Raw genomic sequence first — 20,327 nt, 5'->3', positions numbered from 1 at the left:
CACACCCATCCACCATGCAACGTTTCTTTCTGGCCCTGCATGCCACCGTGCCCGCCGCGCTCCTCGTGGCGGTGTTCGTACACCTGTGGGGACCTGCGGGCTTGGCCCCGCTGGCGCAGCGGCCCGTGTGGACGGTGTGGGTGCTCATTGCCGTGTGGCTGCTGATGTCGGCCCTGGCCGCGTGGGCGCTGCGCACGCTGGCGCTGTGGCGGGTGGCGCTGGGCAGCACCGGAGCGCTGTTGGCCGTGGCAGCACTCACCGGCCTGGCACTCGGTAGCGCCCTGGCACCCGCCATGGCCCTGGGCCTTGCGGCCACGGGTCTGGCCTGTGCGGGCGTGGCGGCGTTCATGGGCCCGCAGCGGGTGCAGCAGGTTCATCGGCGCCGGGGGAGTCGCCCGTCCATTGCGATCACCCCGGCGGCACCACGGCATGTGGTGTCCCGTACGGGCCGCCCCTGGTCCCTGGCACCGCTGGCGCACCTGCCCTTCTGGCTTTGCGCGGCGCTGGCGGTGGAGTCATTCCGTCTGGCGCACATCGTGGCGGTTGAGCCCGCTCGATCGGCCGCCATGCTGGGCCTGCTGCTGTCGTTTTTTGTCGGGTTGCCTGCGGCCACGGTGCGCACCTGGGCGCCCCGCACCAGCGCCCTGCTGTGGCTGCTGGCAGGGCTGGCCTGTGCCGGCCTGGCAGCCAAGGCCGGGCTGCAACAAGGCTGGGTGGCCGCCATGCTGTGCACGGCAGCAGCCTGCAGCAGCGTGCGGCCGCTGCACCACCGGCTGGGGGCCCGGGGCCTGGGCCATCGCAGCAGCACCCGTCACACCCCGCGCAACCCACAGCCCTCGGAGACCGCATGAACGAACTGCTGGGCATTGCCGCCGCCTTGGCCTCGCTGGTGGCACTGGCCTGCTGGGCCCGCACAGTGCCCACCCGTGCGTGGGGCGATGACACACCCACGGGGGCGGCGCGATGGCGCGCCAAGGCGGTGGCGCTGGGCACCTTGCTGTTGCAGACCACCACCGCCAGCCTGGCTGCTGGCTGGGTCGCCGGTGTGGCCCTGGTGCTGGCCGCATGGATGGTGCTGGGCTGGTTGCTGGTGCTGGCCATGAACCTGTGGCCCCAGGCCAGCCAGCGCTGGGCACTGCGGCTGGGGTGGCTGGGCCTGGGCGGATGTGTGCTGGCGCTGGTGGCCTGCGCATTGGGCGAGGGCCTGCTGCGCTGAGTGGACGCAGGCGAGTGCTACACCGGGACCTGACGGGGCCCACCGGGCATACACAACGCCCATCTGCACATTTCTTGCTCAAAATGCGCTCAAGCGCTAATGATTCATGCCTCATTAGCTATCAAATAGATAGCGATTAACCCCCCATGGAATCGCCAGCAGCCACGGCACAATCGTCGCCATGGATTCGCTGATCATCAACGCCCCCTGGGTGCACACCCTGCGCTTTGTGCTGGAAGTGGCCGCCACCGTGGCTTTCGCACTGTCGGGCGTGATGGCCGCCGCGCGCAAGCGGCTGGATGCTGTGGGGGTGTGCGTGGTGGCCTTTGTGGCTGCGCTCGGCGGCGGCACGCTGCGCGACCTGTTGCTGGACCAGCGGCCCTTTTTCTGGATTCGCCACACCGAGTTTGTGTGGGGCATTCTGGCGCTGTGCATTGGCGCCATGCTGTTCATGCGCCAGCGGCACTTTGAGCCCACCGAACGCGCCATGCTGCTGCCCGATGCCATCGGCCTGGGCCTGTTTGCCGCTGTGGGCGTGGACATTGCCACCGCCATTGGCATGCCACCCATCATCAGCGTGATGATGGGCGTGACCACCGGCGTGTTTGGCGGTGTGCTGCGCGACGTGCTGTGCAACGAGGTGCCCCAGGCCTTCAGCGACCACCGGCCCTATGCGCTGTGCGCGTTTGCGGGCGGCTGGGCCGACGTGGCCCTGCGCCAGATGCAGGCTCCCGACTGGGCGCCGCTGGTGGTCTGCGTGCTGCTCACCGCCGGGCTGCGCGGGCTGGCGGTGTGGCGCAACTGGGAGCTGCCCGCATGGCGGGTGTGACCAGGGCATCCAGCCCTGGCACAGCAAGGCTGGCGCACCTGTGACAGCATCGGGTGCCCGAGGCCCGCACACTGGCCTCCGTCCGACTGCAGGAGACACACAACAATGACCACCGCACCCACGCCCGCCCACCTGCGCGCCACGGCCCTCATCGACAGCGACGCCCCTGCTGTGACGGCCTTTGCCGCCGAACATGCGCGTGGCGCCACCGACCGCGAGCGTGCCGTGGCCCTGTACCTGGCCGTGCGCGATGGTTTCCGCTACGACCCCTACCGCATCGACCTGTCGCCCCAGGGCATGACGGCCAGCACCGTGCTGGCCAACGGCTACGGCTGGTGCGTGCCCAAGGCCGCGCTGCTGGCGGCCGTGTGCCGTGCGGCGGGCATCCCGGCGCGCATGGGGTTTGCCGATGTGCGCAACCACCTGAGCACCGAGCGCATGCGCGAGACCATGAAGACCGACCTCTTCATCTGGCATGGCTATACCGACATCTGGCTGGACGGCGCCTGGCGCAAGGCCACGCCCGCCTTCAACATCGAGCTGTGCGAGCGCTTTGGCCTGCTGCCGCTGGAGTTCGATGGCGAGAACGATTCCATCTACCACCCGTTCGACCAATCGGGCGCACGCCACATGGAATACGTGCACCAGCGCGGCGCTTTTGACGACATGCCGCTCGCGCAGATCGTGGCCGACTTTCGCACGGTGTACGGCGGCTGGCTGCAGGGTGACGCCACCCGCAGCAGCCTGCAGGACGCCAGTTTTGCCAACGACATCGAAAAGGAAGCACGCTGATGACGCACGCCCCCGAGAACGCCACCACCGCCCCCATCCCCGCAGGTTTTGCGCCGCTGGTGGCCGGGGGCCCTTACATCCAGCACAACGGCCCGCTGTATGTGCTGCACCAGGGCAACGTGGTGAAGTTCGGCTTTCGCGTGGAGCCGCGCCACACCAACCCCATGGGCAACCTGCACGGCGGCATGATGGCCACCTTTTGCGACATGCTGGTGCCGCTGTCGGTGCACCGCAAAAGCGACCAGGTGTCGGACCGCTTCTTGCCCACCATCAGCCTGCAGATCGACTACCTGGCCCCCGCCCCGCTGGGCGCCTGGGTGGAAGGCGAGGCCGAGCCGCTGCGCATCACACGCTCGCTGGTGTTTGCGCAGGGCCTGGTCACCGCCGACGGTGTGCCGTGCGCGCGGGTGAGCGGGGTGTTCAAGATCGGGCCAGCGGTGCCCAGCAACGCTGTGGAGTGAGCCCCGCAGGCTCTGCATTGCAGCGCGTCAATGTGCCCTTGTGCTGATTGCCCCCGATTGCATCGTCACATCGGTTGTTCTATTTAATTCATAGATATTCATTTTCGACAAATTGTCATGCATCTATGAGTAATTCATACCATTCAGCCCTCTTTCTTCTGAAAGCCATAATTAATTCATAGATGTCCAAAAAAAATCAATTGAACTAACATCTATGAATGCCATCCCAAAACACCAAGCCCACTGACTACCCCCAGGCAGTTCTTCAGCAGATCGCGTTGCTCGCGCAGAACATCGTGATTGCTCGCAAGCGCCGCAAGGAAACACAAGCCCAGTGGGCCCAACGGCTGGGCGTGTCGCAGCCCACCTTGGCGCGCATTGAGCGGGGCGACCCGTCGGTGTCGATGGCGTCGTATGTGATGTGCATGTGGCTCATCAACCAGGCCCAGGGGCTGGCCGACCTGATTGCGCCGCAGAACGACCTGGCCTCTCTCGAGCAAGAGGTGGCCAGAGCACGGCCTCGGCTCAACGCTCGGGCCAGGGCACAGAAGCAAGCGAAAGTCCCACAGAAAACTTCCACAAAAGCGGCGCCCAAAACGCAAGTCTCCCCCATACCACCCGCATCAAAAGTCAATGCGCCCTTCCACTCAACGGACTCACATCAAGCAAGAGAGGAGCGCTTGTTCCCGGGGATAGATCAGACGAATGCGACCAAGAAAGCAGCCTGGATGGCTACAGGACTGGACCAAGAGGAGCAGATCAAACAAGCCACACGTATGGCCACTGGGTTTGACCGAGAGGAAGAGCTCAGGAAAGCCATGAGAGTGGCTGGACTAGATCAGGAGGAAAGTATCAAGAGAGCCACGCAGATGGCAACTGGGATAGGCGTTGAAGAAGAAATAGCAAGGGCCCTAGGGATCCCAGGATTCGGCGCACCGGAACGCCAGCCCAACAGTACCGCCGCTGGTCTGGCCGCTCTAATCCTTGGCCAAAAGAAAGCGCAGCCATGAACCCGACCAACAAGACGCAGCAAGTTACGCCGCGCTCCTATGTGCCGCAGGACACGCTATACGTCTGGGTGCTGGTCAACCCCAATCAGCCCGTCCTGGCCGGGGCCGTGGGCCTGTCACAACTGGTGCCCAACTGCGCCACCTTCAGCTACGCCGCAGACTGGTGGCAATTCGCGCTGAGCGAAGACCTGCCAGTGCTGGCAGGTCAGATGTTCAGCGCGGGCCACAAGGACAGTGCTCCCGGCGCCATCGACGATGCGCGGCCAGACCGTTGGGGCGAGCGCATCATCCGCCACATCGACCGCCCTGCGCGCCTGTCGATTCTGGAGATGCTGCTGTTCGCTGGTGACGACCGCTTTGGCGCCTTGGGTATCTCCACCTCAGCCGAACAGTACATCCCCCGGCGCATCGGGCCGTACCCGCAATTGCGTGATCTGGAGGCCATGGTGCGGGCGGTGGAAGAGGTGCAGTCTCAAGCCCCGGTCACGCCCGAAATCCAGCGGCTGGTGCAACCCGGCGTGACGCTGGGCGGTGCGCGTCCCAAGGCACTGCTGCAAACCGACAGCGGCCCCTGCGTGATCAAGTTCAGTGAGCTGGACGACAGCGTGGACACGCCCCTCATTGAGCACGCCACCATGACGCTGGCGGCCCAGGCAGGCATCCATGTTGCCACCACGGGCGTGCTGCCCATTCCATCGCGCTTGGGCATGGGGCCTCAGCGCCATGCACTCACGATCCAGCGGTTTGACCGTGTGCAGCTGGCCACGCTGAACCTGCGCGTGCACTGCATCTCTGCCAAGACAGCGCTGGCAGCGGCAGGACTGGCCGAAAGCTACGGCGCGCTGGCCACCGTGCTGCTGCGCCAGGCGCACCCCGACCGGCAGAAAGCCCTGCGCGAAGAGCTGTTCCGGCGCATGGTGTTCAACATCCTCATGGACAACACCGATGACCACGAGCGCAACCACTGCCTGCGCCTGGGCTTCGACGGCTACTACGACCTGGCTCCCGCTTTCGATGTGGTGCCCACGCTGCAGAACATGGGCTACCAGGCCATGGTGGTGGGCCAGCACGGCGCGCAGTCCACACTGGACAACGCGCTGACCGAGCTGAGCGAATTCGGTATCACACGGGCACGTGCCATTGCGCTGATTCAGGAAGTCGCCCAGGCGGTCGAGCAATGGCATCGGCATTTCCTGCAGCACGGCGTCTGCGCGGCAGACATGGAGCAATTGACGGCCAGCATCGACCGCGATGCGCTCCAGCAGCAGCGCCGGGCGTTCTGCTGAGCTTGCCTCTGCGCAAGCCTCAACGTCTCTCAGCGCTCCTGCACACCTAACTGCCCTACCACATGCTCCACAAACCGCGCCAGCTTGGGCAGTTGCCGCCGGTCGGGCGCATACACCAGGTGCATCGGGCGCGGCACGGGCAGGCAGTGCTGCATCACCGGCACCAGCGCGCCACTGGCCAGGTCGTCAGCCAGTAGCACCTCGGGTTGCATGATCAGGCCCAGGCCGCGCAACGCCGCCTGGCGCAGGCCATCGCCCTGGTTGCACACAAAGCGCGCGTTCTCGGGCCAGAAGAAATCCTCGTTGCCGTCGCGCAAGGTCCATTCCACCCGGCGCTGCCACACCGAGTGGCTCAGGCACTGGTGGCGCGCCAGGTCGGCCGCGCGTTGGGGCGTGCCGTGGCGCTGCAGGTACGCGGGTGCTGCGGCAATCACCATGCGGTAGGGGCGCAGCGGGCGCGCCACCAGGCCCTCGTTCACCACCTGGCCAATGCGCACGGCCACGTCAAAGCCCTCGCCTGCCAGGTCCACCACGCTGTCGGTGAGCTGCAGGTCCACACGCACCTGGTCGTGGCGCTGCAGAAAGTCGGCCACCAGCGGCGCGATCACGTGGTTGCCCAGCGTGAAGGGCGCGCTCACCCGCAGCAGGCCCTGCGGCACAGCGCGGCTGCGCTCCACGGCGGACTCGGCCCAACGCACCTGCTCCAGCACACGTTTGCTGTCGTCGTAGAACGCGGCGCCCACCTCGGTCAGGCTGTTCTGGCGCGTGCTGCGCTGGAACAGGCGCACGCCCAGGTGCGTCTCCAGCTGCTGGATGTGCTTGCCCACCATCACGGCGGAGATCTGCAGCTGGCGCGCGGCAGCGGCAAAGCTGCCAGCCTCCACCACGGCCACCATGACTTCCATATTGCGCAGCTTATCCATGGCAACTCCCTCAATTCCTAATCAATGGTTAGCACAAGCATAACTTGCAGGTACTTTATGTTCCGATTGATTAGCAAAAGAATCGGGTTGTCAGTTCCTCATCAACCCTTTTTTTGACACCCAAGGAAAACATCATGTCCAAGATTCTTCTCATCGGCGCGAGCGGCACCATCGGCCAGGCCGTGCTGGCCAACCTGGGCGCACGCCACGACGTGATCACCGTAGGCCGCAGCAGCGGCACGCATCGTGCGGACTTCTCGCAGCCAGGGGCGGTTGCCCGACTGTTCGAGGCGGTGGGCAAAGTCGATGCCATCGTGAGCACCGCAGGCAACCTGCACTTTGGCCCGCTGGCGGAAATGACGGCCGAGCAGTTCAACCTGGGCCTGCAGGACAAATTGCTGGGCCAGGTGCAACTGGCGCTGGTCGGCCAGAAATACTTGAACGATGGCGGCTCCATCACGCTGACGGCGGGCATCCTGTCGATCGAGCCCATCCGCAACGGCGCCAGCGCCACGGCCGTGAACGCGGCCATCGAAGGTTTTGTGGCTGCAGCCGCCATCGAGCTGCCGCGCGGCCTGCGCATCAACGCCATCAGCCCCACGGTGCTGGCCGAATCCATGGGCAGCTACGGGCCGTTCTTCCCGGGGTTCGAGCCGGTGCCTGCCGAGCGCGTGGCGCTGGCCTACCAGCGCAGCGTGGAAGGTGCGCAGACGGGGCGTGTGTACCGGGTGCAGTGAGCGCGTCGACTCACATATGAAGCAAAAATAGCTGCTACCGCCCCATGTATCAGCGGCAGCAGCTATCAATTTGGTAGCTGCAAAAATCTCGACTGCGCTTAATCCAGGCTTGCCCCAGACTCCTTCACGACCTTGCCCCACTTGACGGACTCTGCCTGGATGAAGGCAGCAAACTGCTCGGGCGTTTCGCTGTACGTCTCGGCGCCCTGCTCGTTGATCTTCTTCTTCACCTCGGCCTGGTTCAGCACCTTCACCAGTGCGGTGTTGAGCTTGGCCAGCACAGGCGCAGGCGTACCGGCGGGAGCAAACATGCCAAACCACGAGGTGGCTTCATAGCCGGGCACGCCGGCTTCGGCGATGGTCGGCACATTGGGCAGCTCCGGCGAGCGCTTGGCCGTGGTCACGGCAATGGGCACCAGCTTGCCACTGCGCACATGCTGGATGGCCGAGGGCATGTTGTCGAACATGATGCCGATCTGGTTGCCCAGCAGGTCGGTCACAGCGGGTGCGCTGCCCTTGTAGGGCACATGCACCATGTCCACCTTGGCCAGGCTCTTGAACAGCTCGCCCGACAGGTGGATGGAGCTGCCGTTGCCCGACGAACCGAAGTTGACCTTGCCCGGGTTGGCCTTGGCGTAGGCGATCAGCTCCTTCACGCTCTTGTAGGGCTGTGCCGGGTTGGCCACCAGCAGGTTCGGCACGTTGGCCACGCGGGTCAGCGGTGCAAAGTCCTTGATGGGGTCGAACGGCATCTTCTTGTACAGGCTGGCGTTGATGGCGTGCGTGCCCACCGTGCCCATGAAGAGTGTGTAGCCATCTGCCGGGGCCTTGGCCGCCATGGCGCCGCCGATGTTGCCGCCCGCGCCTGCGCGGTTGTCCACGATGACGGACTGGCCCAGCTCGGTGGTCAGCGCCTGGCCAATGATGCGGGCCAGGATGTCGGTGGTGCCACCTGCTGCAAAGGGCACGACGATGGTGACGGGCTTGCTCGGATAAGCCTGGGCGAGCGCAGCACTGCTGCCCAGCAGGCCGATACCAGCGAGGGCGGTGACTGCAGCGGCCGACAGCGCGAAGCGGCGGGTGGCGTGGATGGAACGGGTCATGGTTTGTCTCCTTCAAGAAGGTGGATGAATGAATGGATCGGTGCCACCAGCGCCGCGTGAGCCCGCGTCTGGCCGCGCCGTGGCCTCAACCGGGCGCCGAGGCCTCCGGACGAGAACGGGGGGTGCCCCTTGCGGGGCGGCAAGGAAGATCAGTTCAGGTTGCTAAACAGGCGCCACTCCCAGCGTGGTGCCTCCGCACACGTACAACACCTGCCCGGTCACGAAACCGTTGTCGGGCGAGAGGAAAAACAGCGCGGCACGGGCCACGTCTTCGGCGGTGCCCATGCGGCCTACCGCGATGCTTTTGAGGATGCGCTCGGTCTGCGGTGCGCCTTCGGGGTTGCTCTGGCGGAAAAGCTCAGTGGCGATGGGCCCTGGGCCGATGGCGTTGACGGTGATGCCGTCACGCCCTAGCTCCATGGCCAGCGTGCGTGTCATGCCGATCATTCCGGCCTTGGTGGCGGAGTAGACGATGCGCTCGCCCTTGCCCAAAGCGGCGCGCGACGACATGTTGACGATGCGGCCCTGCCCGCTGCCGCGCAGCGTGGGCAGAAAGGCTTGCACCAGCAGCATGGGCGCGCGCAGGTGCAGCCCTACCACGTCATCCAGTTGGGCTGTGGTCGCCGTGTCGATGGTGCCGGGGCGCGTGGCGCCCGCGTTGTTAACCAGTGCGGTGACGTTGTGCTTGGCCGCGATCTCGGCCGCGCGTTCGCGGGTCGAGGCTTCGTCGGTCAGGTCGCCCTGGTACGAGGTGAGTTGCGGGTGGCTCCAGGTGGGTAGCACGTAGTCCAGGTTGACCACGGCGTGGCCCTGGGACAGCACGGCTTCGGCAATCGCGCGGCCGATGCCGTTGCTGGCACCCGTGATGACAGTGACCGGTGTCGGGTTGCGCTCAATCACGGTCACACGCGCTCCAGGATCACGGCAATGCCCTGGCCCACGCCGATGCACATGGTGCACAGCGCGTACTTCCCGGCGTGCTCGTGCAGGCGGTTGACGGCAGTGGTGACCAGGCGCGCGCCGCTGGCGCCCAGCGGGTGGCCCAGCGCGATGGCGCCGCCCCAGGCGTTCACGCGGGCATCGTCGTCCTTGAGGCCCAGCGCGCGCAGCACGGCCAGGCCTTGCGCGGCAAAGGCTTCGTTCAGTTCGATCACGTCCACGTGGTCGATGGTCAGGCCCGTCTGCGCCAGCACCTTCAGGGTGGCAGGCGTGGGGCCAAAGCCCATGATGCGCGGCGCCACACCGGCCACGGCCATGCCCACCACGCGGGCGCGGGGCTTGAGGCCATATTTGGCAGCATTGGCTTCATCGGCCAGCAGCAGCGCGCAGGCGCCGTCATTCACGCCGCTGGCGTTGCCCGCCGTCACCGTGCCATCGGGCCGCACCACGCCCTTGAGCTTGGCCAGCGCTTCCAGGCTGGTCTCACGCGGGTGCTCGTCCTGGCTCACGATGATCGCGTCGCCCTTCTTTTGCGGGATGTGCACCGGCACGATCTCGCGCGCCAGATGGCCGGCCTTGATGGCGGCCACGGCGTTGAGCTGGCTGCGCAGGGCCATCTGGTCCTGGGCTTCGCGCTCAATCTTGAAGTCGGTGGCCACGTTCTCGGCGGTTTCGGGCATGGAGTCCACACCGTACTTTTCCTTCATCAGCTTGTTGACAAAGCGCCAGCCGATGGTCGTGTCATACACCGCGTTGTTGCGGCTGAAGGCCGACTCTGCCTTGGGCATGACGAAGGGGGCGCGGCTCATGCTCTCCACACCGCCCGCGATCATCAGACCTGCCTCGCCCGCTTTGATGGCGCGCGCTGCGGTGCCCACGGCATCGAGCCCCGAACCGCACAGGCGGTTGATGGTGGCGCCGGCCACGTCGATGGGCAGGCCCGCCAGCAGGCTGCTCATGTGGGCCACGTTGCGGTTGTCTTCACCGGCCTGGTTGGCGCAGCCATACAGCACGTCGGTCACGGCCGCCCAGTCCACGCCGGGGTTGCGCTCCATCAGCGCCTTGATGGGGATGGCACCCAGGTCGTCGGTGCGCACGCTGGAGAGCGCGCCGCCGTAGCGGCCAAAGGGGGTGCGGATGGCGTCGCAGATGAAGGCTTGGCGTTGTGTGCTCATGGTTTTGTCTCCTCGTTGCTTGGGGGGTGGATTCGTTCAGGCGGCAGGGCGGATGGGCAGGCCCACCAGTTGCTCCAGCTCAGCGTGCGACAGGCCGGGCACGGTGTCGATAAGCTGCAGCCCGGTGGGCGTGCAGGCCAGTGTGCACAGATCGGTGTAGATGCGCTTCACGCACGCGACACCGGTGAGCGGGTAGGTGCACTGCGTCACGATCTTGCTGGCGCCCTGCTTGGTCAGCAGATCCATCATCACCCAGGTCTGCTTGGCGCCGATGGCCAGGTCCATCGCGCCGCCCACGGCGGGGATGGCGCCGGGCTCGCCCGTGCTCCAGTTGGCCAGGTCGCCCGTGGCACTGACCTGGAAGGCACCCAGCACGCAGATGTCGAGGTGCCCGCCGCGCATCATCGCGAAGCTGTCGGCGTGGTGGAAGTACGCACCGCCGGGCAGCAGCGTGACGGGCTGCTTGCCCGCGTTGATCAGGTCATAGTCCTCCAGCCCCGCAGCGGGCGCAGGGCCCATGCCCAGGATGCCGTTTTCGCTTTGCAGGATGACTTCGCGGCCTGCCGGGATGTGGTTGGCCACCAGGGTCGGCTGGCCGATGCCCAGGTTGACGTAGGCGCCGTCGTGGATGTCTTGCGCCACGCGTTTCGCCAGCTCGTCTTTACTACGCTTTTGATAGCTACTCATGCTTATTCTTTCTGCGCTTGCGGGCGATATCACGCTGATTTCTTGAATCCGCCCGCCTGCGTGGCCGTGCGGTCGATCTTCACCACGTGCGTCACATAGATGCCCGGGGTGACGATGGCTTCCGGGTCCAGCGCGCCCAGCTCCACCACCTCGTGCACGGTGGCAATCGTGGTCTTGGCAGCCGTGGCCATCACGGGGCCAAAGTTGCGCGCCGACATGCGGTAGGTGAGGTTGCCCCAGCGGTCGCCCTTCTCGGCCTTGACCAGGGCCACATCGCCATGGATGGGGTATTCGAGCACGTAGTGTTTGCCATTGATCTCGCGTGTTTCCTTGCCCGCAGCCAGTTCGGTGCCATAGGCCGTGGGGCAGAAAAAGGCGCCGATGCCCGCGCCCGCAGCGCGCAGGCGCTCGGCCAGATTGCCCTGGGGCACCAGTTCCAGCTCCAGCTTGCCACTGCGATACAGGTCATCGAACACATAACTGTCCACCTGGCGCGGAAAGCTGCAGATGATCTTGCGCACCTGCCCGGCCTTGAGCAGGGCGGCCAGGCCCTGGTCCGCATTGCCTGCGTTGTTGTTGACCACCGTGAGGTCCCGCGCACCCTGGGCGATGAGGCCATCGATCAGCTCGCCCGGAATGCCGGCCGTGCCGAACCCACCTATCAACACCGTGGCACCATCCTTTACCCCCGCAAGGGCCTGGGCCACCGAGTCCGCCAGTTTGTTGATCATTGCAACGCTTTCTTGGTTTCTCTGTTGTCTCTTTGAAATTTGTTCGTATATAGAACAAATGTTCGCTTAAAGAATTATAGTTGGCATACGTATGAATTCCCAAACCCCTGAAGCCAAAGACCCCAAACCGAGCGACAGCTATGTGCAGTCGTTCGCGCGCGGGCTGGAGGTGATCCGCTCGTTCAGCGCTGCCACACCGCAGCAGACCTTGAGTGAAGTCGCCGCGCAGACAGGTCTCACGCGCGCCGGTGCGCGCCGCATCCTGCTCACGCTGCAGACGCTGGGTTATGTGGAGACGGACGGCAAGCTGTTTCGCCTGAGCCCGCGCATTCTGGATTTGGGGTTTGCGTACCTGTCCTCGCTGCCCATCTGGAACCTGGCCGAGCCTGTGATGGAGGACCTGGTGGAAGAGGTGCGCGAGTCGTCATCGGCCGCCGTGCTCGACGGCCTGGACATCGTCTATGTGCTGCGCGTGCCCACGCACAAGATCATGCGCACCACGCTGGGCGTGGGCTCGCGCCTGCCCGCGTGCTGGACGTCCATGGGCCGCATGCTACTGGCCGGGTTGCCGGACGACGAACTGCAGGCCCGGCTGCAAGGCCACCCCATGCAGCGTTTTACCGAACACACCACCACCGATGAGGATGCACTGCTGGCCCATATACGCCAGGCGCGGCAGCAGGGCTGGTGCCTGGTGAACCAGGAACTGGAAGAGGGTTTGATATCGATTGCTGCGCCGCTGACCAACCGCACGGGGCAGACGGTGGCGGCGCTCAACATCAGCGGTCAGGCCAATCGCACGAGTGCGGCGGTGATGCAGGAGAGCCTGCTGCCCGCACTGCTGAGCGCGGCCCGGACCATCTCGCGCATGATGGGGGCGCCGAGGGGGTGACAGATAACGGCTGTCGGCAACCGGCACCAGAGATCACCCACCGCAACGAGCGGCCGGTGCTAAAGCTCCGATTACCGTCTTACGTGGATAGGGCGAGAACCGGAGCCGCAACACCCGTCACTCGCCACGGTGGATGAAATCAGTTCTTGCGAAAGCCGAGCACCAGCACCACGCCGCCGAGAACCATCGCGCCCAGGCTCAACCATTGGGGGATATTCACGGATTCCTTTTCTTTCACGGTCAACTCCAACGGACCGATCTTGGCCTGGGTGGTGTCCTTGGTAAAGCTGAACCCTCCGGTCAGAAACCCGGCAAGGCCCACCACCAACAACAGCACACCAACGATTCGCATTGCATTCATGACACTTCTCCCGATGCCGGGTTTGGAGGAATGCAGCAAAGTGGACCCGGCTCCCGACCCTTGCGCCAGCCCAATGTAGGTGCGCCGGCGCGCAGCCCGCGTAGGACGCGGCCCCGGCGCGATGTAGCGGCCGGACGCAATCCGCATCACCTCCCCCGCCTCCCCTCTGACGCCAGGCCCTTGCCCTGCGTGCTACCCTCACGCCCCATGTTCAGCCCCTCCCAAGCCGATGTGCGCCGCTTTCTGTGTGGTGTGCACGCCAAGACCCAGAGCGGCGCCCCCATGGAAGCCATCGAGACGCTGGCCAGCCTGTGGATCGCCGAGCACCCCGAGTACCACGCCGACCTGTCCGACGCCGATGCGGCCGTGGCCCACAACTACGACGAAACACCGGGGCAGACCAATCCCTTCCTGCACCTGTCGATGCACCTGTCCATCAGCGAGCAATGCAGCATCGACCAGCCCCGTGGCATCCGCCAGGCGGTGGAGCTGCTGACGGCGCGGCTCGATTCGCTGCACGACGCCCACCACGCCGCCATGGACTGCCTGGGCGAAATGCTGTGGGAAAGCCAGCGCGCAGGCCGTCCGCCCGATGGCGATGCCTACATCGCCTGCGTGCAGCGGCGCGCGACGCGCGACTGAACTGCCGCAGTCCAAGCGCTAGAGGCAACCGACGCCCACGGGTCGCACCGACCGACTGTCCATGCTCCACTACCTGCTCCATGCATCCACGGTCCCATGGCAAGACCAATTGCTGTACGCAGGCCTCGTCCTTCTGGCCATAGCCTTGGTTTTTGCGGGCTTTTGGTGGCGCAGACGCGCGGCACGGCCCCGGCAAGGCGACTTTGCTGCCTTGGTGGCACAGCACAACATCGCGCAAGCGCTGGCCGCTCAGGCCGAGAGCCCACTCAAAGATGCCGCAGACGCCTGGCAGCAAACCCAACACACCATGGAGCACGTCAAGTCCGGCGTGGAACGGGCCCTTGCTTTGATCTTGGCGCTGCTTTCCGGCCTTCTGTGCGCGATCAGCGTGTCTGCGGTGATCAGCGATGTCTGGAACTTCCCAGCGGTGGATTGGAGCCTGTTTGCCTTCTACGCTGGGCTCGGTGGGTTGTGCGCGTGGTTCACCCGCGTGCAATGGCGGATTTTTCGCGGGCGGAGATAGATTGACACGCACCTGGGGCATCTGGCCATGCATTCCCGCCAGGAAGCGATGAACCCTGGAAACCCTGGCGCTGTCGGCCGCACGGCTGGATTCATTGCTCCACGCACTCCCTGCAGCACTGAGCCGCCCCGCACGGCGTTGTTCCTGCCGCCTACAGCACCTGGAATGCGATCACCGCCACCAGCGTGGGCGGCAAGGCACCCAGCAGCAGGCCCAGCGGGTTGATGACGCCGTCCGAGAATTTCTCCTTCAGGATGGAGGCCCCCGCCGGGTTGGGCGCATTGGCAATCACCGTCAGACCACCCCCTGTCACGGCACCCGCCACCAGAGCCACCTTGAACTCGTCGCTCAGGCCTTCAACCAGCGAGCCCAGGTAAGTCAGCGCTGCGTTGTCCGTGAAGGCCGTGAGCGCCGCAGCACCAAAGAACACGGCGTTGGCATCCATCTTCATGAGCACCGGCTGTAACCACCACTGCTGCACGCCACCCAGCACCACCAGACCGGCCAGGAAGAAAGCCACGAGCAAGGCCTCGCGCAAGATCAGCGGGTTTTGATGGCGCTGGTAGGCCGTGGTGAACCCCATGAAAAACAGGAACAGGCCCAGGAACACAGCTGGATGGTGCGCAAAAAGCACTACCAGCGCCAGGAACACCAAGTGCACCAGCATGACGGACACAGGCACGGGCGCCTCATCCGTCGCGACCTTGCGCCCCATGTGCCCCACCTGGCGGCGAAACAGCAGCGTGGCGATGCCAGCGTTGACTACCACCGCCACGGCCGCCTTCCAGCCAAAGTGGGACACCATGAACCACAGATCCCAGTTCCACTGCGCCACCACCATGAGCACCGGCGGCGCGGCGAACGGCGTGAGGGTGCCGCCAATGGAGATGTTGACGAACAGCACGCCAAGGGTCGAATACTTGAGTCGGTTCGACAAAGGCTGCGAAAACAGGATGTCACGCAGCATCAGTGCCGCCAGCGTCATCGCAGCAGGCTCGGTGATGAAGGAGCCCAGCAGCGGAACGGCCGACAACACTACAAAGTACATGGCCACACCGCGCTGAAAAGGCATGCACCGGGCCAACACCCGCACCGCAGAGCCTGACAGCTGGAGGATTGGCCGGGTGGCGGCAATCACCATGATCGCAAACACGAACAGTGGCTCGGTGAAATTGCGCGAGTCCAGGTAGGCGGTGGCCTCCTGCTTGCCGCCGAGGGAGAACATGAACAGCATGAGCACCAGGGCCCAGAAGCCGAAGACGACCTCTACCTCACCCAGCAGATGCCAGATGCCCGCATGCTTGGGCTGCACGTGCGCCAGACGTTCGAAATACTTGGTGGAGAAGGTATGGAGAATGGCCAGGCCGAACAGAACGGCACCAATCCCCTGGATCAGGGTGGGAGAGGAGTTCATGGGTCGCAGACAAACCGCGCGGCGGCCCGACCAGCGCATGAACCTGCCGGGCCACGATGGCGCCGACACCCATCTCCAATTTTACCGTGGCACTACGGCGACCCTGTGTAGGCGCAGCGCGCTTTGCACGCAGCGCACGGCGCACACAACCATGCAGCCCACTCGGGAGTCTCGCTTTCCAGACAATGCAGGCACCCCACCTGGAGGTCCCATGCACCATCATCCCACCGCACCACCCTTGTCTTCACCGCCCCCTGCGTCGATCCCATCGACCGTGGCCTGGCTGGGCTATGGGGGCCTGCTGCCGTTCCTGGCGCTGGCAGCCGTGGGCCTGTGGGCGCCCAGTACACCGTGGTGGAGCGAGGCGCTGCTGGCCTACGGCGCAGTGATTCTGAGTTTTGTGGGTGCGCTGCACTGGGGCTTTGCCATGGCACAAATCGGGCTGAGCGCCCCAGAGCGCACGCGCTGCTTTGTATGGAGCGTGGTGCCATCGTTGATGGCCTGGCCTGCCACGCTATTGCCTGCCGCCGCGGGGGCCGTGCTGCTGGTCGCGGGCTTTGCAGCCCACCTGGTGCAAGACCACCGACTGGCTGCGCGCACCTTGCTTCCCACGTGGTACTTGCCGCTGCGATGGCGCCTGACGGTCACGGCTTGTACATGTCTGGCGTTGGGGGCATGGGCCGCCAGCCGTTGACGATTCAACCATCCAGCAAAAAGCCCGCCGAAGCGGGCTTTTTTTGTTGTCGTCAGCCAGCCTGCTAATCAACGGAAGCGCGACTGGGGCACCGTGTGCAGGTCGCCGTCCAGGCCGCTCACGTAATTGGCCAAGGCCTTCAGTTCAGCGTTGGTGAACTGCTTGGCCACACCGCCCATGATGGCGTTGCCACGACCCACGTTGGCATTCTTCTCAACCTTATAGGCCTTGAGCGCCACAAACAGGTAGTCGGCATGCTGGCCGGCGATCTTGGGGTAAGAGGGGTCGATGGGCTTGGCGAAGTTGTCGCCGTGGCAGGAAACGCAAGCGCCCTTCTTCAGCAGCTCGGCCACTTGCACGCTGGGTTCACGCGAGGGCTTGGCGGGCAGTTCGGCACCGGTCTTGCCGTGTTGTTCGTAGTAGGCTGACACGTCAGCGATGTCCTTCTCGGACAACGACTCGGCGATGCCGCGCATGGTGGGGTGCTTGCGCTCGCCCTTTTGGTAGGCGACCAGCGCTGCCGCAATGTACTTGGCGCTCTGGCCCGAGATCATGGGCACCTTGTGGATCTCAGGAAAGCTGGCCTGGTAGCCAACGATGCCGTGGCAACCAATGCACATGGCAATCTTTTGCTTGCCGGCTTCCACGTCGCCCTTGGCTTCCTGGGCGTGGGACAAGGCGGTCACGGAAGCGACAGCCAGGGCAAATAGCGTGGTCAACGTTTTGTTCATTTTGCGCGCACAATCTCGTGGAAGTTCAGCTCTGGGCTCTGATCAGCCGTCGATTATAGCCAGCGCCCTGTCAAGCCCATTCATCAACGATCCGGTGTTTTCCCCCATGAAATTCCAAGGCTCCCAGAACTACGTCGCCACCCAAGACCTGATGCTCGCCGTGAATGCGGCCATCACGCTGCAACGGCCGCTGCTGATCAAGGGCGAGCCCGGCACGGGCAAGACGATGCTGGCCGAGGAAGTGGCGCAGGCGCTGGACATGCCCCTGCTGCAGTGGCACATCAAGTCCACCACCAAGGCCCAACAGGGCCTGTATGAATATGACGCGGTGAGTCGCTTGCGCGACAGCCAGCTCAACGACGGCGACAGCGCCGAGCGCGTGAAGAACATCCGCAACTACATCATCCAGGGCGTGCTGTGGCAGGCCTTCACGGCCGACCGCCCCGTGGCGCTGCTGATCGACGAGATCGACAAGGCCGACATCGAATTCCCGAACGACCTGCTGCGCGAAATCGACCGCATGGAGTTCTACTGCTACGAAACGCGCGAACTCATCAAGGCCAAGCACCGCCCGCTGGTGTTCATCACGTCGAACAACGAAAAGGAGCTGCCCGATGCGTTCCTGCGCCGCTGCTTCTTCCACTTCATCAAGTTCCCCGAGGCCGACACGATGCGGCAGATCATCAACGTGCACTTCCCCACGCTCAAGAGCGAGCTGCTCAGCGTGGCGATGAAGACGTTTTATGACGTGCGCAACCTGCCGGGCCTGAAAAAGAAGCCCTCGACCAGCGAACTGATCGACTGGCTCAAGCTGCTGGTGGCCGAAGACATTCCACTCACCGCCCTGCAAAGCGCCGACAACAAGGTGGCCGTGCCCCCGTTGGTGGGGGCACTGCTCAAGAACGAACAGGACGTGAGCCTGTTTGAAAAGCTGGTGTTCATGAATCAGAGGAACCGCTGAGTGAACAACGGCAACAGCAACGACGACACCCGCCAGCTGCTGGCCCACGGCGTCGCCGATGCCGTGGGCTTTGTGGGGGGCGCCCTGCTGGGCTTCTGGCTGGGCCAGCTGCTGGGGCTCGATATCTTCGCGCCCGGCTACGGCACCGACAGCCTGGTGGGCATCGCCCTGGTGGGCATCGGTGGCGGCCTGGGCCTGCATGCGGCGCGGCGCTGGCAGAACAGCCGCCGCAGCCAACCGTCCAAGGATTGATGATTAAGGGGTAGAGACCCATGGCTTTTGTAGAACCTGTCACGCTGCGCGATCGCGGAGTCCGCCTGGAACCGCTGGCGCTGGCCCATGAAGAAGGCCTGCGGGCCGCAGCCGCCGATGGCCAGCTGTGGAAGCTGCGCATCACCTCGGTGCCCGAGCCGCAGGACACCCGCGCGTACATCGAAGCCGCGCTCAAGATGCGCGAGGACGGCAACCGCTTTGCCTTTGCCGTGGTGGAAGACGCCACCGGCAAAGTGCTGGGCTCCACCAGTTACCACGACATCGTGCCGGCTGTGAAACGCGTGGAAATTGGCTACACCTGGTACTGCCAAAGCGTGCAGCGCACCCACGTCAACACCACCGCCAAGCTGCTGATGATGGGCCACGCCTTCGACACGCTGGGCTGCCATGTGGTGGGCTGGCGCACCGACAACTACAACTTTGCGTCACAACGCGCCATCGAGCGCCTGGGCGCCAAGAAGGACGGCGTGCTGCGCGGCCACGCGCTGCGCCGCGACGGCACCATCCGCGACACGGTGATGTACAGCATGCGTGCCGGCGAATGGCCTGAGGCCAGGGCGCAGTTGCTATATCTTTTAGAGCGTCATGCGCAATAAACACTAGCGCTAGAGGCCCAAATCATGCTCATCGACTTCTTCTACACCCTGCGCTCGGCCAAGTTGCCCGTGTCGGTCAAGGAATACCTCACCCTGCTCGAAGCGCTGCAGGCCGGTGTGGTGGGCCCCAAGTCGGATGACGCATGGAGCCTGGACGATTTCTACAACCTCTCGCGCCTCACGCTGGTCAAGGACGAGAAGCACTACGACAAGTTCGACCGGGCCTTCGGCGCCTACTTCAAGGGCGTGGAGATGGTGGCCGACTTCACCAAGCAGATCCCGGCCGACTGGCTGCGCAAGATCCTGGAGAACGAACTCACGCCCGAGCAGAAGGCCGCCATCGAGAAGATGGGCTGGGACGAGCTGATGGAGACGCTGAAGAAGCGCCTCGAAGAGCAGAAGGAACGCCACGAAGGCGGCAGCAAGTGGATCGGCACCGGCGGCACCAGCCCGTTTGGCCACGGCGGCTACAACCCCCAGGGCGTGCGCATTGGCGGCGCGGGCAAGAACAAGAGCGCGGTGAAGGTGTGGGAGCAGCGCGCCTACAAGGACTACGACGACCAGCAGGAGCTGGGCACACGCAACATCAAGGTGGCATTGCGCCGCCTGCGCAAGTTTGCGCGCGAAGGGCATGAGCTGGAGCTGGACCTGCCAGACACCATCCGCAGCACGGCGGCCAACGCGGGTTACCTGGACATCAAGATGGTGCCCGAGCGGCACAACAACGTGAAGGTGCTGCTGCTGATGGACGTGGGTGGCACGATGGACGAACACATCCAGCGCGTGGAAGAGCTGTTCAGTGCAGTCAAGAGCGAGTTCAAGCACCTGGAGTTCTACTACTTCCACAACTGCGTGTACGACTTCATGTGGAAGAACAACCGCCGCCGCTTTGCCGAGAAGTTCCCCACCTGGGACATCATCCGCAAGTACAACAAGGACTACAAGCTGATCTTTGTGGGCGACGCGACGATGAGCCCGTACGAGATCCTGCAGCCCGGCGGCAGTGTGGAATACAACAACGAGGAGCCGGGTGCCGAGTGGATCCAGCGCCTCACCCACGCCTTCCCCAAGTTTGCGTGGATCAACCCCGAGCCCCAGGGCGTTTGGCAGTACCGCCAGAGCATCAGCATCATCCAGCAGCTGGTGGGCAACCGCATGTACCCGCTGTCGCTCAAGGGGCTGGAAGAAACCATGCGGCTGCTGTCCAAATAGGCGCGGTACCGGGGTCAGATGCCTTGTGAGCATCTGTCCGACAGGGAGCGCTGCAGTTTCAGGGCATAGTCGGGGATGAATGGGACAGGCTGGCAGGCTTGTCCGCCACCCCCATACGACCTCCCTGACATATCCTTCC

The 20,327-nt window shown here is 64.6% G+C and carries 25 protein-coding genes; 16 read left to right on the top strand and 9 right to left on the bottom strand.

The window, feature by feature from the left end; genetic code table 11:
• Positions 1-14 precede the first annotated feature (14 nt).
• The 7 genes from C8C96_RS09260 to C8C96_RS09230 all read left to right on the top strand — a co-directional run bounded on the left by C8C96_RS09260 (position 15) and on the right by C8C96_RS09230 (position 5,594).
• Positions 15-851: a hypothetical protein gene (locus tag C8C96_RS09260; RefSeq protein ID WP_121942120.1), complete on the top strand. Its 837-nt coding sequence runs from the start codon at positions 15-17 to the stop codon at positions 849-851.
• Entirely contained in the window at positions 848-1,216 is a 369-nt protein-coding gene (locus C8C96_RS09255; RefSeq protein ID WP_056066043.1) for a hypothetical protein, read from the top strand. Before C8C96_RS09260 ends, C8C96_RS09255 begins: the two co-directional genes overlap by 4 nt.
• A 181-nt stretch (positions 1,217-1,397) precedes the next feature.
• Entirely contained in the window at positions 1,398-2,045 is a 648-nt protein-coding gene (locus C8C96_RS09250) for a trimeric intracellular cation channel family protein (protein WP_121942119.1), read from the top strand.
• 105 nt (positions 2,046-2,150) lie between these two features.
• Positions 2,151-2,837, top strand: coding sequence for a transglutaminase family protein (locus C8C96_RS09245; protein ID WP_121942118.1), 687 nt, complete (start codon positions 2,151-2,153; stop codon positions 2,835-2,837).
• The gene (locus C8C96_RS09240; protein ID WP_116747852.1) at positions 2,837-3,298 is read left to right on the top strand and encodes a PaaI family thioesterase; all 462 of its coding nucleotides are present in this window, start codon (positions 2,837-2,839) and stop codon (positions 3,296-3,298) included. Before C8C96_RS09245 ends, C8C96_RS09240 begins: the two co-directional genes overlap by 1 nt.
• Positions 3,299-3,516: 218 nt before the next feature.
• Positions 3,517-4,308 carry a helix-turn-helix transcriptional regulator gene (locus C8C96_RS25140; RefSeq protein ID WP_233584202.1) on the top strand — a complete coding sequence of 264 codons (792 nt, stop codon included), beginning with the start codon at positions 3,517-3,519 and terminating at the stop codon, positions 4,306-4,308.
• Positions 4,305-5,594, top strand: a complete 1,290-nt coding sequence (locus tag C8C96_RS09230; protein ID WP_121942117.1) for a type II toxin-antitoxin system HipA family toxin — start codon at positions 4,305-4,307, stop codon at positions 5,592-5,594. Before C8C96_RS25140 ends, C8C96_RS09230 begins: the two co-directional genes overlap by 4 nt.
• Positions 5,595-5,623: 29 nt before the next feature.
• On the opposite strand, the gene C8C96_RS09225 is transcribed toward C8C96_RS09230, so the two are convergent.
• A complete protein-coding gene (locus C8C96_RS09225) occupies positions 5,624-6,517 on the bottom strand; it encodes a LysR family transcriptional regulator (protein WP_121942116.1) in 894 nt (297 codons plus the stop codon).
• Positions 6,518-6,651: 134 nt separating this feature from the next.
• Between C8C96_RS09225 and C8C96_RS09220 the strand changes: the two genes are divergently transcribed.
• A complete protein-coding gene (locus tag C8C96_RS09220) occupies positions 6,652-7,254 on the top strand; it encodes a short chain dehydrogenase (RefSeq protein ID WP_121943946.1) in 603 nt (200 codons plus the stop codon).
• 98 nt (positions 7,255-7,352) lie between these two features.
• Here the strand turns inward: C8C96_RS09220 and C8C96_RS09215 are convergent, their stop codons facing one another.
• The 5 genes from C8C96_RS09215 to C8C96_RS09195 all read right to left on the bottom strand — a co-directional run bounded on the left by C8C96_RS09215 (position 7,353) and on the right by C8C96_RS09195 (position 11,889).
• Entirely contained in the window at positions 7,353-8,357 is a 1,005-nt protein-coding gene (locus tag C8C96_RS09215) for a tripartite tricarboxylate transporter substrate binding protein (protein WP_121942115.1), read from the bottom strand.
• A gap of 162 nt (positions 8,358-8,519) precedes the next feature.
• A complete protein-coding gene (locus C8C96_RS09210) occupies positions 8,520-9,263 on the bottom strand; it encodes an SDR family NAD(P)-dependent oxidoreductase (RefSeq protein ID WP_121942114.1) in 744 nt (247 codons plus the stop codon).
• Positions 9,260-10,471, bottom strand: coding sequence for a 3-oxoadipyl-CoA thiolase (gene pcaF, locus C8C96_RS09205; protein ID WP_121942113.1), 1,212 nt, complete (start codon positions 10,469-10,471; stop codon positions 9,260-9,262). Before pcaF ends, C8C96_RS09210 begins: the two co-directional genes overlap by 4 nt.
• Before the next feature lie 36 nt (positions 10,472-10,507).
• Entirely contained in the window at positions 10,508-11,158 is a 651-nt protein-coding gene (locus tag C8C96_RS09200) for a 3-oxoacid CoA-transferase subunit B (RefSeq protein WP_056066067.1), read from the bottom strand.
• A 29-nt stretch (positions 11,159-11,187) separates the two neighbouring features.
• The gene (locus C8C96_RS09195) at positions 11,188-11,889 is read right to left on the bottom strand and encodes a 3-oxoacid CoA-transferase subunit A (protein ID WP_099729378.1); all 702 of its coding nucleotides are present in this window, start codon (positions 11,887-11,889) and stop codon (positions 11,188-11,190) included.
• A 91-nt stretch (positions 11,890-11,980) separates the two neighbouring features.
• Between C8C96_RS09195 and C8C96_RS09190 the strand changes: the two genes are divergently transcribed.
• Entirely contained in the window at positions 11,981-12,781 is an 801-nt protein-coding gene (locus C8C96_RS09190; RefSeq protein WP_121942112.1) for an IclR family transcriptional regulator, read from the top strand.
• A gap of 139 nt (positions 12,782-12,920) precedes the next feature.
• On the opposite strand, the gene C8C96_RS09185 is transcribed toward C8C96_RS09190, so the two are convergent.
• Positions 12,921-13,142 carry a hypothetical protein gene (locus C8C96_RS09185; RefSeq protein ID WP_199170782.1) on the bottom strand — a complete coding sequence of 74 codons (222 nt, stop codon included), beginning with the start codon at positions 13,140-13,142 and terminating at the stop codon, positions 12,921-12,923.
• Positions 13,143-13,349: 207 nt separating this feature from the next.
• On the opposite strand from C8C96_RS09185, the gene C8C96_RS09180 reads away from it, so the two are divergent.
• Positions 13,350-13,784: a DUF1841 family protein gene (locus C8C96_RS09180; protein WP_121942111.1), complete on the top strand. Its 435-nt coding sequence runs from the start codon at positions 13,350-13,352 to the stop codon at positions 13,782-13,784.
• A 61-nt stretch (positions 13,785-13,845) separates the two neighbouring features.
• Positions 13,846-14,307: a hypothetical protein gene (locus C8C96_RS09175; protein ID WP_121942110.1), complete on the top strand. Its 462-nt coding sequence runs from the start codon at positions 13,846-13,848 to the stop codon at positions 14,305-14,307.
• Positions 14,308-14,458: 151 nt separating this feature from the next.
• Here the strand turns inward: C8C96_RS09175 and C8C96_RS09170 are convergent, their stop codons facing one another.
• On the bottom strand, positions 14,459-15,721 hold the full coding sequence (locus C8C96_RS09170) for a putative Na+/H+ antiporter (RefSeq protein WP_233584201.1): 1,263 nt from the start codon (positions 15,719-15,721) through the stop codon (positions 14,459-14,461).
• 211 nt (positions 15,722-15,932) lie between these two features.
• On the opposite strand from C8C96_RS09170, the gene C8C96_RS09165 reads away from it, so the two are divergent.
• Positions 15,933-16,415, top strand: coding sequence for a DUF3429 domain-containing protein (locus tag C8C96_RS09165; protein WP_121942108.1), 483 nt, complete (start codon positions 15,933-15,935; stop codon positions 16,413-16,415).
• Positions 16,416-16,483: 68 nt separating this feature from the next.
• Here the strand turns inward: C8C96_RS09165 and C8C96_RS09160 are convergent, their stop codons facing one another.
• A complete protein-coding gene (locus C8C96_RS09160; protein ID WP_056746840.1) occupies positions 16,484-17,146 on the bottom strand; it encodes a cytochrome c in 663 nt (220 codons plus the stop codon).
• A gap of 106 nt (positions 17,147-17,252) precedes the next feature.
• Here C8C96_RS09160 and C8C96_RS09155 point away from each other — a divergent pair, with 106 nt between their 5' ends.
• The 4 genes from C8C96_RS09155 to C8C96_RS09140 are packed head-to-tail and all read left to right on the top strand — an operon-like array spanning position 17,253 to position 20,188.
• Positions 17,253-18,107, top strand: a complete 855-nt coding sequence (locus tag C8C96_RS09155) for a MoxR family ATPase (RefSeq protein WP_055401588.1) — start codon at positions 17,253-17,255, stop codon at positions 18,105-18,107.
• Positions 18,108-18,359, top strand: a complete 252-nt coding sequence (locus C8C96_RS09150; RefSeq protein WP_121942107.1) for a hypothetical protein — start codon at positions 18,108-18,110, stop codon at positions 18,357-18,359. It abuts the gene before it with no gap.
• A 20-nt stretch (positions 18,360-18,379) separates the two neighbouring features.
• A complete protein-coding gene (locus C8C96_RS09145; protein ID WP_121942106.1) occupies positions 18,380-18,976 on the top strand; it encodes a GNAT family N-acetyltransferase in 597 nt (198 codons plus the stop codon).
• Positions 18,977-19,000: 24 nt separating this feature from the next.
• On the top strand, positions 19,001-20,188 hold the full coding sequence (locus C8C96_RS09140; protein WP_108499868.1) for a VWA domain-containing protein: 1,188 nt from the start codon (positions 19,001-19,003) through the stop codon (positions 20,186-20,188).
• Positions 20,189-20,327 lie beyond the last annotated feature (139 nt).

Source organism: Acidovorax sp. 100 (assembly GCF_003688355.1).
Lineage (GTDB): Bacteria > Pseudomonadota > Gammaproteobacteria > Burkholderiales > Burkholderiaceae_C > Acidovorax > Acidovorax delafieldii.
The sequence above is the reverse complement of the archived record's forward strand: the minus strand, read 5'-3'. Positions and strand labels throughout refer to the sequence as shown.